Origin of the sequence: Dyella silvatica (assembly GCF_026283955.1) — a bacterium.
GTDB classification, from domain to species: domain Bacteria; phylum Pseudomonadota; class Gammaproteobacteria; order Xanthomonadales; family Rhodanobacteraceae; genus Dyella_C; species Dyella_C silvatica.
The window spans coordinates 1-14,039 of sequence record NZ_JAPDPE010000017.1 but is presented as its reverse complement, the minus strand read 5'-3'; the positions used below and the strand labels follow the sequence as shown (position 1 = coordinate 14,039).

The window sequence follows — 14,039 nt, the reverse complement described above, 5'->3', positions numbered from 1 at the left end:
ACCAAAGCAGCCTGGTGTTCGTCAGTCACGATGCGTCGTTGGCATCGCATTTTGACCGCTATCCACAGCATGCGTCAGCGGCGTTTCGCGGTAACGCTTACCGTGCTGACCATGGCGCTAAGCGTGTTGCTCGTACTCGGTGTCGAGCGGCTCCGTCACGAAGCGCGCAGCAGTTTCGCCAGTACGGTGTCTGGCACCGATCTGATCGTCGGTGCGCGCTCGGGGCCGGTGAATTTGCTTTTGTACGCCATTTTCCATGTCGGTGACGCCACCAGTAATGTGTCCTGGAAGAGCTATCAGGACATCGCAGCCTTGCCCGAGGTGGCTTGGGAGGTGCCGATTTCACTCGGCGATTCGCATCGTGGTTTTCGCGTGCTGGGTACATCGGGTGAATTCTTCAGCCGTTACCGCTATGCCGATGGCGCGGCGCTGCGCTTTGCCGAAGGCCACGCCTTCGACGATTTGTACGATGCGGTGGTTGGGGCGCGAGTGGCGGCCAAGTTGAACTACCGCCTGGGTCAAAGCATTGTCATCGCGCACGGCGCCGGTGATGTACGGCAGATGTTGCACGCAGACAAACCGTTTCGCATCGTCGGCGTGCTTGCGCCTACCGGCACGCCGGTGGATGAAACGGTGGCGATCAGTGTGCAGGCGATCACCGCGGTGCATGTCGATTGGCAATCGGGCATGCGCCTGCCAGGCAGGCGGGTCAGCGCGGGGCAGGCACGGCAGATGGACCTGACGCCCACGGACATTACGGCAGGTTTAATCGGGCTGAAGTCGCGGCTGGCGGTTTTTGCCGTACAGCGCGCCATTAACGACTACCCGGACGAGCCGTTACTGGCGATTCTCCCCGGGGTGACTTTGCAGCAATTGTGGGGGCTGGTCGGCAGCGCCGAAAACGCGCTGCGGGCGATCAGTTTTCTGGTGGTGCTGGTCGGTTTGTTCGGCATGCTTACGGCACTGTTGACGACGCTGAACGAGCGTCGCCGCGAAATGGCGATACTCCGCGCGGTCGGTGCCTCGGCGGGCACGGTGTTTCTGCTGCTGCTACTTGAGGCGGCCGTATTGGCCAGTGGCGGTGTGCTTCTCGGTGTGGCGCTTATGTATGGCGTGCTGGCGCTGGCGCGCGCGCCCATCGCCGAGCACTTGGGCATTGCCTTATCGCTAGGTGGGTTATCTGCGTCCGAATGGATGCTGCTTGGCGCGGTGCTGGGCATGGCCTTGTTGGCCGGTTGCGTTCCTGCATGGATTGCCTATCGCCGATCGCTGATCGACGGCCTGCAGACTCGCCTATGAAGATGCCGCGCTACTTATGGGGTATGGGACTGTTGCTGTCGGCCGCCACGATGATGGCGTGTTCGCATCGCGATTCGTCCGATCAGATGCCGGCTTCATCGGCGAGCACCGCGCAGCAGGGTCTGACGCGTGCCCAGGCCGCTGCCGATGCCGGGCGGGCAAGAGCGGCGATGGAAGGCATTCTCGCGGCGCAGGGTTTAAATGTTTCGCAGGGCAAGCCGCCGGTAAAGCCGGGTGCTGCAGAAGAAGACGCGTTGCCGCTGCCAGATAACGATGGCTATGCCGAGCTTGAGTGGGACGACATGTTGCCCAAGCAAGACTACGAGATCTTGCAGCATGAGCCGCCGGTGGTTCACATCGGTAACCAGCGCAGTAAACAGTTGGGGACGCTGCACACGGTTAGCGGGCTGGCTGGCCGCAAGGTCAAACTGGTCGGCTATGTCGTGCCGCTAGAAACCGATAGCCACGGTCGCATGACGGAGTTCTTTTTTGTGCCGTTTTATGGCGCCTGTATCCATGTGCCGCCCCCGCCGCCAAACATGATCGTGCACGTGGTGCTGGCGCAAGCCATCGAAACCCCGTCGTTATGGGATCCGCTTTGGCTCAAGGGCACGCTACGTATCGAAACCACCGAAAACAGCATGGCCTCGTCCGCCTATGCGATGCAGTCCGCGCGCCTGGAAACATACAGCGACGACACCCAGCAAAACCTGCGCCGTGCCTTTGAATGAATCGCTGTGCGTTCATGACGGCGCGGCCTGGCATCAGAACATCATGAAAGGATCCTAAGCCTATGCAGCAACGTCTTCCTGTCACGGTATTGTCGGGTTTTCTCGGCGCCGGCAAGACCACTCTGCTCAATCATGTACTGGGCAATCGTGAGCATCGGCGCGTCGCGGTGATTGTCAACGACATGAGTGAGATCAATATCGATGCCGCCTTGATTCGCGATGGCGGCGCTGCGCTCAGTCGCACCGAAGAGACCCTGGTCGAGTTCAGTAATGGCTGCATCTGCTGCACCTTGCGCGATGATTTGATGCAAGAGGTGCAGCGGCTGGCGGCGGCGGGCCGTTTTGATTACCTGCTGATCGAGGCGACCGGGATTTCCGAGCCGATGCCGGTGGCCGCCACTTTTCAGGTACGCGACGAGCAGGGCTTCAGCCTGTCTGACGTCGCACGGCTGGATACCATGCTGACGGTAGTGGACGGGCTGAGTTTTCTCACCGATTTCTGTTCGCAAGACATGCTGGCAGATCGCGGCGAAACGGCGGGCATTGGCGATCAACGCGCCTTGGTGCACTTGCTTACCGAGCAAATTGAATTTGCCGATGTCATCGTAATCAACAAATGCGATCAGCTTGATCAGCCACAACAGCGCGAAGTGAAGCGCGTGCTGCGCGCGCTGAATCGCGATGCCAAGTTGATAGAAGCAAGCTTTGGCCAAGTGCCGCTGGATTATGTACTCGATACCGGGCTTTTCGATCATCAGCGCGCAGAGCATGCACCGGGTTGGGTACAGGAGCTGATGGGGGTGCATACACCTGAGACCGAAGCCTATGGCATCACCAGCTTCGTCTATCGCTCCAGGCGCCCGTTTCATCCGGTTCGATGGCAGCGTCTTTTGACGCTGGGTATCCCAGGCATCTTGCGTGCCAAAGGTTTTTTCTGGCTGGCCAGCCGGATGGACCGGGTCGGCGAACTGGCTATTGTCGGTGGCTCCACCGAGGTCCGTGCGGCCGGTTACTGGTGGGCCAGCCGATACCGCCTTGATGAGCCGGTGACCAAGCCGTTTGTGGCATCGGATCTCGCCGTCAAGCCGCCCACTGAAAACGAATTGCCCGATGCGCAGCAACGCCATGCGCTTCAGCATATCTGGGATGCGACCTACGGCGATCGCCGGCAAGAGCTGGTGATGATCGGCGTCGATCTGCCTGAGCGGGAGATTCGCGTTGAGCTTGACCGTTGCCTGCTGCGCGATGAAGAACTTCTGGCCGGTCCTGAAAGTTGGTCGTGGATGATGGACACCTTTCCGCGTTGGGAGCCCACGCATCGTCATTCTGCTTGAGTTCGTCGAATGACCGGTGCACGCCTGCGGTTGCTGGCCCTGCTCATCGTGTTGATCGGCTTGTGCCTGGTGTGGCGCATCGGCAGGCAACCTGATCGCCCGGCGACGCAGGGCGTGTCGCCGACGGCTGTTTTGCCTCAAGCCTTGGCGGCGCCATTACCGCTGGATATCGATGCGGGCGATATGCTGCCGCCGGCCACGCGAGATCGCATCGCCGAGGCCATGCTTAGTCACGATGATTTTGTCCGCGATGTGAGTTTTCTACTGGTGAGCAGCATACGAAGTCGTTGTGAGCCGCTGCATGCCCATGACCTCACCCGGATGGTGATGCAGGCTCGTTTGCCGGTGCTGCTCGGTGCGTCTACCGTGTTGATTGAGCAGCCCGAGCTGCGGCCAAAACTGTACGGGCTTTTGCGCCATCTCGCGGCAATGGCGCCGTGTGGTCGGAGCTTGCATATCGCGATCGGCAAGTACCGGATGCGGCTAGACCCGTCTGGCTACGCCGCGGCGTTTCCCGATAGTTATTTCGACCCCGCCAGCGATGAGGTGCCGAGCGAGTTTGCAGGGCGGGATTTGCATGCGCGGAGTGACGATCCATGCACGCCGATCGGTTATGCCGTATTGCCGCTCGGGGTCGAACGTGCCTGGCAGTGCGGGCGCTTACGCGCCGATGCGCGCAGGCATCTGGTGGTGGATACCTGCGCTGCCGTGTTGCAACGGTCGCCTGGGCCCGCGGCCAGCGTGTTGCAGTCGGCGGTGGTACAACAAGAAATGGCGTTAGCCATCCATAACCAGTTAGAGCGATTGCCGGTGTCGTGCCGCTGATCTGTTTGCGCCCAGACCGACGCGGAACACCTTAACGCCAGGCGATGGCGATGCAGGTTATCGAGCGAGGCTTGATCGACTAGGCGTTTGCCTCAGGCATGTCGGCGTATTCGACGCGATCGCGGCCATTGTGCTTGGCTTGATAAAGCGCTTTATCGGCGCGCATCAGTAGATCGATCGGCGTTTCTTCGCCATTTTTCAGCGAAATGGCGACGCCAATACTGACGGTGACGATGCCGTCGAGGTTGTCGGGATTGGCGATGGCCAGTTTGCGTACCGCGGCATTGACCAGTGCCGCTATGGCTTGCGCGCCGGGCAGGTCGGTATCGGGCAGCAGCAGCGAGAATTCTTCGCCGCCAAAGCGGGCTAGCAGGTCGGTCGGTCGGCGCAAAACCTTGCGTAATTCAGTGGCGATCGTGCGCAGGCAATGATCGCCGGTCAGGTGGCCATAACGATCGTTGATCCATTTGAAATGGTCGATGTCGATCATCAGCAGGGCCACCGGCTGACCAGTACGCACAGCGCGGGCGTATTCGCGATGCAGGGCGAGATCGAAGGCGCGGCGGTTGGGTGTCTGGGTCAGGCTGTCCTCCAGCGCCATGTCTTCCAGTTCGTCACGGTCGTGGCGCAAGGCGTCTTCCATTTCGATATGGCGCGCCTGCGTCAAGGTGCTGCGCAAGCCGTAACCGATCAGCGCGATGACGATCCCGGCCACCGCGACATAAAAGTGAATTTGCAGCACCAGCAGGGAAGTCAGTAGCACAGCCAAGGCCAGCATCAGCGGGCTACCGCTGCGGACGATACGGATCCATTGCAGTCGCGGTGAGGTGAAGCCGGTAAAGACGGCGCCGCGCCAGCCAAACGCGGCAGCCAGCAAGAACGGAATTTCAATCACCCACAGTGCCGGATAGCTTCCGGCATGGGCTTCATCGAGCGCGAGTACGTGATTGTAGTAGAGCGCCGCCACCAGATAGCTGACGGTATAAATCGTCAATACGCCAAACATGCGCCGCGCCTGGTAGCTCTCGGCAGCCAAATAGCGAATCGTGCAGCAGACGGCGAGAAACAGATTTTCCAGATCGAACATCAAGACGACCCGCTGTGCGTTATGGGCGTCGGTTTGCCCATGCAGGCTGGCCAGTGAAAAGGTGTAGAGGTAAAACATGCCGCCGAGCGTCATCGCCATCACCGCATCGGTGATTCGCACGATGACCGATTCGCGCTCTTCATGCGCTCCGGAGGCGGCGTAAGTAATCGGCACGCCGTACTGGATATAGACCAGCATGATGACGGCCGGGGTCAGATTGTGCGTGTCCAAAAGCAGCTCGGCACCCGCGCTCATGAGCATGCCGAGGGTCCACAGCAGCATGCTTATCGCGGCAAGAATCCAGCCCTTGTATAGCGCAAAGCCGTCGATAAAGCAGCGGCGCAGCATGGTCGCCGTAGCCAGCAGCGGCGCGGCGATCAAGAAGGGATAGGAAACCATCATGGCGTGTTGCGGAAACATCGCAATGACCACGGCATGCAGCGCCAGAAATGCGCCTGCAAGTGTGAGCTCGGTCTTTGGCAAGGGCACTCCTTGGGTCATGGCAACCGGGGGTACAGCAACCAGATAAGGCTCCGAACGGTTGATCCGCCGAGGCCAGCTTCTGCAATAAGCCGGGCAAAAGCAACTGAGCGATGTCGCGTTTTTAAAACCTCAGAGCTATCCGGGTTGGGAGGTCGTCATGCCGCTCAAGCCGCATGAGCCACTCTCCCTTGCGAAAGGGGGGCCATGTGCGAATGAGGTCATTTCTAGGAATTTTCTGATACCCGTGGTCTGGTGCTATGGCGACACTTTCGCCCCAGGGGGGCATGACCGCCAGCAGGCCGGTCATCTCGGGGGAAGTGAAATAAAGTGCGGCGAACAGGCCCTCAGCCTGTGGCGTCGCTGGCCTATGTCTGGCCGAGGCCGGCTATGCCCAGCCTGACGATTGACTTGCGCCAGCTTGATGCGATGCGTGGCGCGGTCATCACGTTGGGAGGGAGTAGTCTCCAGCCTGGGTTCGTTGGCTGAAATCCGCTCGATCTCTGCGCTTGAATCCACCCCAGGGATGAGCCTTGCATACGTTTCGAACCTTGGAATCAGCTATGTCAGGACGCACTCCGTCAGTCCCGCGTACATGGTACCGCCAGCTCATCCTGGGCCTGACGCTGGTCTGTGCGTGGCCGGTGCATGCGGGGAGCCCGGTTGCGGATGGCGCCGTGCGCCAGCAGCTGTTGGCCGCGGCGCAGTCGCAGCGCGCGGCGGGTCGGCGGATGCAGGCACTCGCCCTTTGCGGCGATCTGCTGCAGCGCTGGCCCAACGACGCCCAGGCGCTGCAATTGCAGGTCAGGCTGTTGTCCGAGCTGGGTGCCGCGGCTCAGGCCATGCAATTAGCACGGCAGCTCGATCCGCCGCTGCCAGCGCAGGAAATGGCTGACCTGGAGGCCGACCTGGCTACGCATCAGACGCGCTGGGCCAGCGCCATGCCTGCCGATTCGCGCCACCCGTATATCGAAGCCGACCATGCCGTCGACACCATGGACGACACCCTGGCGCGATACGGTGAGCACTTTCCGGAGGTGGCTGCGCGGGCTCGTGTCGATCGTTTGGTTTCCTACGACCGGGCCTCTCGCAGTGCCGCTGCCGTGAGCGAATACCAGTCGATGTTGCAGGCCGGCAAGCCATTGCCCTGGTATGCGGATGAGCCGGTCGCCGATGCGTTATTGCAGCAGCGTCAGCCTGAGCAGGCGATGGCGTTGTACGAAGACAGCATCAAGCACGAGCCCGGGCCGTACCCTGACGATCAAGTCGACCCGCATATCGGCTTGATGTACGCCCATGTCGAAGCCGGCCACTATCGACAAGCGGTCGCCTCGATTGACCAGACGGCGGCCGCCGAACCCGCGTGGCGGCCGATACACGGCTCGACCGTGCCGGTGATCAACCCGCATAAAATCGACGCGGATATCAGCGCCGCGCTGATCCGCAAGGACGCCTGGCTGTACCGCGATGCCTGGCAGCGCATTGACGCCATGCTGGCGCAGGCGCCGATGAATTCCATGCTATGGCGCGAAATGGCCGATGTGGAACGGGCGCGTGGCTGGCCACGGCGTTCGGAGCGTTCGGCGATTACCGCGGCGGGTATCGACCCGGACGATGCCAGGGTAAGGCTGAGCGCCATCGAGGATTGGCGCGAACTGAATGATTTTTCGCGAGTTGAGCCCTCCCTGCAAGACGTGGAGGCGGTGATCCCGCGCGATAAACACGTGCTGTTGACCCGCGATGCATGGGATCGCCAGCGTGGCTGGCAGTTCGATTTCGAGCACGACCGTGGCCAGGGCGGCGCGCCCAATTTCGGCGACTACGATCATGAGACCCAGGCCAAACTGCAAAGCCCGCTGCTGGACGATCACTGGCGGATCTACGGCTTGACCCGGTTGGCTGGCGCGTCACTACAAGAAGGCCATACCGAACGCGATCGTTTGGGCCTCGGCGTGATCGGCTACGCCCGCGGGCTGGAGGCCTATGTGCAGGTGCTACCCGGGCTTGGCAGTCGTACCTCGCGCACGGCAGTCGAGGCCGGCGTGAAATGGTTTCCCAGCGATTACCTGACGTTCAATGCCGACTGGAGCTCCAGCGGCGACCAAGACGTGCCATTGCGTGCCAATTATTACGGCATTACGGCGCACTCGCTGGACGTGCAAGTGCAGTGGCGGGCCAGCGAGTTGACCTCGGCCAAATTGAGCGCGTCTCGCGATCTTTTCAGTGATAACAATCAGCGCAATGGTTGGCAGGCCGAGGTGATCCAGCGTCTGCATACCTCGCCTTACCTGAGCCTGGATGGGGGCGTGCAAGTGGGTAGCTCACGTAACAGCCGCAGCGACGTACCGTACTTCAGCCCGCAGCAGGCGCGCTGGGGTTTGTTGACCGGCCGTTTGGAAAACATGCTCAGCCAGCGCTACGAGCGCACCTGGCAGCAACGCATCGATATCGCCGCCGGGGTCTATCAAGAACGCCATTTCGGTTCCAGCTGGATGTTCAGCACGCGCTACGGACAGACATTCACCCCACGGGGCGGGCTCGCCTTTGGTTGGGGGCTGAGCTGGGGCAGTCAGCCTTACGATGGCCGACGCAGCGCCCGCGTCATGCTCGATCTGACGATGCACTGGGGAGCGTGACCGATGCGTTCACTGAGATGGCTCATCGTATGGCTGGCGTTGCTGCTGCCGCTTGCCGGCCTGACCGCCGATCGCCTGGACGCGCTTACCGGCCCGCTTGGCGCGCATCCGCCGTTGCCGCCGCTGATCGTGCTCAATTATCACGACGTGCGCGATGACATTCGCGATGCCGGGCGCCTGGATGGCACCGCCATCAGCACCGATCACTTGATTGCGCATTTCGACTGGCTGCGCGCCAATGGCTTTCACATGGTCAGCCTGGACGATGTCATCGCCGCGAATGCGGGGCGCCGCCAGCTGCCTGAGAAAGCCGTGTTGCTGACCTTCGACGACGGCCTGGTCAGCTTCTATACCCATGTTTTTCCGCTGTTGCGTGCGTACCGCTATCCCGCGCTGTTTGCGCTGGAGGGGTCGTGGATCGACATGCCTAAAGGCACGCGCTTTGACTACAACGGCGAGGCCTGCGGGCGTGAGTGCTTTGTCAGCTGGGATCAGGTGCGCGAGATGCAGGCCTCGGGCCTGGTGGAAATGGCCTCGCATACCTATGACCTGCACAAGGGGATCGTGGCCAATCCGCAAGGCAATCTGATGCCGGCCGCCTTGAGCCTGGCCTACGACAGCCAGCGAGGCCGCTATGAGGATGTTGCCGCCTATCGCGCTCGCCTGCACAGTGACTTCAAACGCAGCGCCGACGAAATCGAGCATGAAACCGGCCATCGTCCGCGTGCCATCGTCTGGCCTTATGGCAGTTATAACCTGGTGGCCCAGGCGCAAGCCGCCGCAGTGGGCTTGAAGGTGTCACTCAGCCTTGACGATGCGGCGCCTGAATTGGGCACGGACAAAACCATCCCGCGGCTCTTGGTTTCCGGCAACCTCGGCATCGATGGACTGGCCGCGCTGATTTATCAGCAGCTGGTGGTGACGCCGCAGCGGGTGGTGCAGGTGGATCTGGACTATGTCTACGATGCGGACCCGGTGCAGCAAGAGAAGAATCTCTCGGCCTTGCTCGACCGCATCAAGCGGATGAACCCCAGCCAGGTCTGGTTGCAAGCCTATGCCGATCCGGACGGCGACGGCGTCGCCGATGCGGTGTATTTCCCCAACCGCCACCTGCCCATGCGGGCAGACTTATTTTCGCGGGTAGCCTGGCAGTTGCGCACGCGTACCGGGGTCAAGGTGCTGGCCTGGATGCCGGTGCTGGCGTTTCGCTTTCCGCACGCCACGGCGCTGACCACGCTGGGCAAGCCCGGCGCGGCCAACGATGGCGATCACTTCCGCTTGGCGCCATGGGACCCGGCGGTGCGGAAAATGATAGGCGAGGTTTACGAAGATCTGGCGACTCACGCGGCGCTGGATGGCCTACTGTTTTCCGACGACGCCTACATTCGCGATACCGACGCACTAGGGCCGCTGGCCGGCAGCACCGCGGTGCAGCGCACGCAGTATCTGATCGACTTTACCCATGAACTGACCGCCCGCGTGCGGCAGTGGCGCACGCAAATAAAAACCGCGCGCAATATTTATGCTCGGCCGGTGCTCGAGCCGGCGGCCGAAGCCTGGTTCGCGCAAAGCCTGCCGGCCTTCAATGCGGCTTATGACTACACCGCGCTGATGGCGATGCCGCAATTGGACAAGTTGCCTGCCAGCGATGATTGGTTTCGTCGGCTGGTGGCTGCGGTCGCCGCACAACCCAAAGGGCTGGACCGCACGCTGTTTGAGCTGGCGACCGTGGATTGGCGTAACGGCAACAAGCCGGTGCCCGATACGGAGCTGGGCCGGCGGATCCGCTTTTTGCAGGCGCAAGGTGTCAGGCATCTGGGCTATTACCCGGATAACTTCATCACCGGTCATCCGGCTTTGGAAGCCATTCGGCCATACATTTCGGCCGCCGAATATCCGTACCCGGAACGCTGAGAAGAGCCTATGCACGACATCATGAATGCGCTGTTGAGCTACGCCTTCTACTATCCGCTGGTCATGTCGCTGACCTGGATGAGCGGCAGCCTGATCTATTACCTGCGCTGGGAGCGCAAGCGGCCGATTCGCGTACAGCCGCCGGCGTTGTCCAGTTATCCGTTAGTGACCTTGATCGTGCCTTGCCATAACGAAGGCGCGCAGGTGCGAGAGACGATCATGTATCTGAACGGCCAGCGCTATCCCGATTTTGAAATCATTGCGGTCAACGATGGCTCCACCGATGACACCGGCGCGCTGCTGGATGCCTTGCAAGCCGAAGTGCCACGGCTGCGAGTGATTCATTTTTCCAGCAACCAGGGCAAGGCCATGGGCCTGCGCATGGCGGCCATGGCGGCACGTGGAGAGTTCCTGGTGTGCGTCGATGGTGATGCCTTGCTGGATGAATACGCGACCCATTGGCTGATGTCGCACATGCTGAGCGGCGCGCGGGTGGGTTCGGTCACGGGTAATCCGCGTATCCGCAATCGATCCACCCTGTTGGGCAAGCTGCAGGTGGGTGAGTTCTCTTCGATCATCGGCATGATTAAGCGCGCGCAACGCATTTACGGCCGCATCTTCACCGTCTCCGGTGTGATTGCCTGCTTTCGCAAAAGCGCGATTCACGACGTCGGCTACTGGAGTACCGACATGGTGACCGAGGACATCGATATCAGCTGGCGCTTGCAGATGCGTCATTGGGATATTCGCTACGAACCGAATGCACTGTGCTGGATTCTGATGCCGGAAACCCTGCACGGGCTGTGGAAGCAGCGGTTGCGCTGGGCGCAGGGCGGCGTCGAGGTCATCTTGCGCTATAGCACCGGCTTGCTCCGGTGGCGTCATCGGCGCAAATGGCTGGTCGCGCTGGAATACATTTTCAGCCTGGCATGGGCCTATGTGATGTTGTTGATCATCACGCTTTGGTTGCTAGGCCTCGTGCTGCCGTTGCCGCCGGCGTTATACATACCGACCTTGCTGCCGCAATGGCATGGTGTGGTACTGGGCATGGTATGTCTTATCCAGTTTGCCGCGAGTACGCTGATCGACCGCCGTTACGAGGTCAGAGTAGGGCGCAACTACTATTGGATGATCTGGTATCCGCTGGTTTACTGGTTGCTGATTACCGCGGCAACCGTGGTGGCCTTTCCCAAGGCATTGTTCAAGCGCAAGGGTACCCGCGCGGTGTGGGTCAGCCCGGATCGGGGAGTGCGATGAAAGCCGAAGCCATTGTTATCCAGCGTCCAGAGCGCCAACGGCCGGCGCAACGGCTGGTGTTCTCGTTGCTTACCCTGCTGGCCTGGGTAGCATGGAGTGCGTTGTGGCTGCCGTTGATTACGCTGGTGGCGTGGGCGCTCGGTCTGCGCAACGGCTACGTTGAGCTGATGCTTTTCAAACACGGCAACGGCGGCCATGACTTATGGATGGTGGCGATGATCGCGGCGGTGTGCACGGTCATTGTCTGGATATGGTCCGAATACAACCAGCTACGCTTTGGCAAAGGCCAGCCAAGCCGTCGCCAGGGCCGGCCGATTCCCGATGCGCGTGCCATGGCGCATGCCTTGAAAGTGCAACAACCGACCGCGCTGCGATTGCGCGCCGAGCGCCGTGTGGTGCTGGATTTTCTCGACGACGGCACGGTAACGCACCGTGCCGATACGGTGATCAAGGCCACGCGGGATTGATGCCGGATGTCTTCGATCGATGCTTAGACCGCTGCACTTAAACGACGAATTTCTTCGTTGAGTATGCGGTGGTTATCCGAGTAGTCGATCGCCAGGTCGATCAGATGCACGCCGCCTTCGTGATAAGCCCGCTGCAGCGTCGGCAGGAATTCCTCGGCGCTGGCCGGTCGATGGCCACGCGCACCATGGGCCTCGGCCAGTGCGACAAAATCCGGGTTGCCGAAGGTCATGCCGTAGTCGGCGTAACCCATTTCGGCCTGTTTCCAGCGAATCATGCCGTAGGCGTCGTCGCGCAATAGCAGGATGACCAAGTCGAGCTTCAAGCGCACGGCGGTTTCCAGCTCTTGCGCATTCATCATGAAGCCGCCATCGCCGCAGATCGCCAGCACCTTGCGCTCAGGGTGAACCATTTTTGCCGCCATCGCCGAAGGCAGCCCGGCGCCCATGGTGGCGAGCGCGTTGTCCAGCAGCACGGTATGGGGTTGCCTGGCCCGGTAGTAACGCGCATACCAGATCTTGTACATGCCGTTGTCCAGGCACAGCACGCCGTCGTCGGGCATGAACTTGCGTGTTTCATCGACAATGCGCACCGGATGCATGGGGAAGCGCGCATCGTCGGCGTACTCGAGCAGTTGGCGGTGAAACGCCGTGCGCACTTTGTCGAAGTAGCTGAAATCCCAGTGGTCCCGTGGGCTCAGCGCATCGGTCAGTTGCTCGACGGTGTGGGCGATATCGCCGACCACCTCGATCTGCGGAAAGTAAACCGTATCGACTTCGGCGGATGAGAAGTTGATATGAATGACGGTGCGGCGGCCTTTGTGCATGAAAAACGGCGGCTTCTCGACCACATCATGACCGACATTGATGATGACGTCGGCGGCATCGATAGCACGGTGCACGAAATCGCCATCGGACAAGGCCGCGTTGCCCAGCCACAGCGGGTGGTCCTCATCGACCACCCCCTTGCCCATTTGGGTGGTGAAGAACGGTAGGCCCAGCTTGTCGATAAAGGCTCGCAACGCGACTGCCGTGCGTTGGCGGCTGGCGGCGGCGCCGATCATCAGAATAGGCTGCCTGGCACTGCCGATCGCCTCGGCCGCTTGCACCAGGGCGGCATCGTCGGGCGCCGGGCGCCGGGCGTATTCCGTCGGCAGCAGGATAACTTCGTCGACGTCGTCGCGGGCGATGTCTTCGGGCAGTTCCAGATGCACCGCGCCGGGCCGTTCTTCCTCGGCCCGGCGGAAGGCTTCACGTACCCGCGCTGGAATCGTCGGCGCGGAAACCAGCTGGCGTGTGTACTTGGTCAGCGGCTGCATCATGTCGACCACGTCGACTAACTGAAACAGCCCCTGCTTGTGCGTGCGGATCGGCTTCTGGCCGGTAATCATCAGCATCGGCATGGCGCCTAGCTGCGCATAGGCCGCGGCGGTTACCAAATTGGTGGCGCCCGGGCCGAGAGTGGATAGCGCGACACCGGCCTCGCCGGTAAGACGGCCCCAGGTCGCGGCCATGAAACCAGCCGCTTGTTCGTGCCGGGTCACGATTAAGCGAATCGACGACTCCCGCAGCGCCTCGACCAAATCCAGATTTTCTTCGCCGGGTACGCCGAAGATACGACGCACGCCCTCGGCTTCCAAGGCTTTGACAAATAGCTCCGCTGCCCTCATGCAATGCTCCTCGGTATCGAGCGCGTCAGGCCGCGCCGTGTGGGGATCGGTTTCGGCGAAAGTCGCGCAGAAAGAATAAGACCTAACCGGGATCGATGGCAGCCGCTTGCATGCTTTTGCACATCAACATCCATGCGTCCGTCGCAGGATGATCAGCCAGTGGCGGCGCCTAGGCATGATGACGCGGTGTGTTGAACACGATGATGGCGCTCCGCTGCTCGGCCGGCGACCGGTGGCCACGAGATATACGCCAAACAAAGATAAATCACCAATGTGATGACTCGATGGCAGGCAGCGTTGCGTGCCTGCCGATCGTTGGCGGTGTTTGCGCACGGGCCATGC

10 protein-coding genes are annotated in these 14,039 nt (G+C 61.2%); 8 read left to right on the top strand and 2 right to left on the bottom strand.

Features of this window, described 5'->3' with window-relative positions; genetic code table 11:
- The first annotated feature begins 123 nt into the window (after window positions 1–123).
- The 4 genes from OUZ52_RS05460 (at window position 124) to OUZ52_RS05445 (ending at window position 4,189) form a co-directional block, all read left to right on the top strand.
- The gene (locus OUZ52_RS05460) at window positions 124–1,299 is read left to right on the top strand and encodes an ABC transporter permease (protein WP_266157324.1); all 1,176 of its coding nucleotides are present in this window, start codon (window positions 124–126) and stop codon (window positions 1,297–1,299) included.
- The gene (locus tag OUZ52_RS05455) at window positions 1,296–2,030 is read left to right on the top strand and encodes a DUF3299 domain-containing protein (protein ID WP_266157322.1); all 735 of its coding nucleotides are present in this window, start codon (window positions 1,296–1,298) and stop codon (window positions 2,028–2,030) included. Before OUZ52_RS05460 ends, OUZ52_RS05455 begins: the two co-directional genes overlap by 4 nt.
- 62 nt (window positions 2,031–2,092) lie before the next feature.
- Window positions 2,093–3,364: a GTP-binding protein gene (locus tag OUZ52_RS05450; protein ID WP_266157321.1), complete on the top strand. Its 1,272-nt coding sequence runs from the start codon at window positions 2,093–2,095 to the stop codon at window positions 3,362–3,364.
- Window positions 3,365–3,373: 9 nt separating this feature from the next.
- Window positions 3,374–4,189: a hypothetical protein gene (locus tag OUZ52_RS05445; RefSeq protein WP_266157320.1), complete on the top strand. Its 816-nt coding sequence runs from the start codon at window positions 3,374–3,376 to the stop codon at window positions 4,187–4,189.
- A gap of 79 nt (window positions 4,190–4,268) precedes the next feature.
- On the opposite strand, the gene OUZ52_RS05440 is transcribed toward OUZ52_RS05445, so the two are convergent.
- A complete protein-coding gene (locus OUZ52_RS05440) occupies window positions 4,269–5,759 on the bottom strand; it encodes a GGDEF domain-containing protein (RefSeq protein ID WP_266157319.1) in 1,491 nt (496 codons plus the stop codon).
- 674 nt (window positions 5,760–6,433) lie between these two features.
- On the opposite strand from OUZ52_RS05440, the gene pgaA reads away from it, so the two are divergent.
- From pgaA to pgaD, 4 genes are read left to right on the top strand one after another with little or no spacing between them, the layout of a single operon-like run.
- On the top strand, window positions 6,434–8,392 hold the full coding sequence (pgaA, locus tag OUZ52_RS05435) for a poly-beta-1,6 N-acetyl-D-glucosamine export porin PgaA (protein WP_266157318.1): 1,959 nt from the start codon (window positions 6,434–6,436) through the stop codon (window positions 8,390–8,392).
- 3 nt (window positions 8,393–8,395) lie between these two features.
- The gene (gene pgaB, locus OUZ52_RS05430) at window positions 8,396–10,306 is read left to right on the top strand and encodes a poly-beta-1,6-N-acetyl-D-glucosamine N-deacetylase PgaB (protein WP_266157317.1); all 1,911 of its coding nucleotides are present in this window, start codon (window positions 8,396–8,398) and stop codon (window positions 10,304–10,306) included.
- Between the two features lie 9 nt (window positions 10,307–10,315).
- Window positions 10,316–11,563: a poly-beta-1,6-N-acetyl-D-glucosamine synthase gene (gene pgaC, locus OUZ52_RS05425; protein ID WP_266157316.1), complete on the top strand. Its 1,248-nt coding sequence runs from the start codon at window positions 10,316–10,318 to the stop codon at window positions 11,561–11,563.
- The gene (pgaD, locus tag OUZ52_RS05420) at window positions 11,560–12,030 is read left to right on the top strand and encodes a poly-beta-1,6-N-acetyl-D-glucosamine biosynthesis protein PgaD (RefSeq protein WP_266157315.1); all 471 of its coding nucleotides are present in this window, start codon (window positions 11,560–11,562) and stop codon (window positions 12,028–12,030) included. The genes pgaC and pgaD overlap by 4 nt, the downstream gene beginning before the upstream one ends.
- Window positions 12,031–12,053: 23 nt before the next feature.
- Here pgaD and OUZ52_RS05415 read toward each other — a convergent pair whose 3' ends face one another.
- Entirely contained in the window at window positions 12,054–13,697 is a 1,644-nt protein-coding gene (locus OUZ52_RS05415; RefSeq protein ID WP_266157314.1) for an acetolactate synthase large subunit, read from the bottom strand.
- Between the last annotated feature and the right edge of the window lie 342 nt (window positions 13,698–14,039).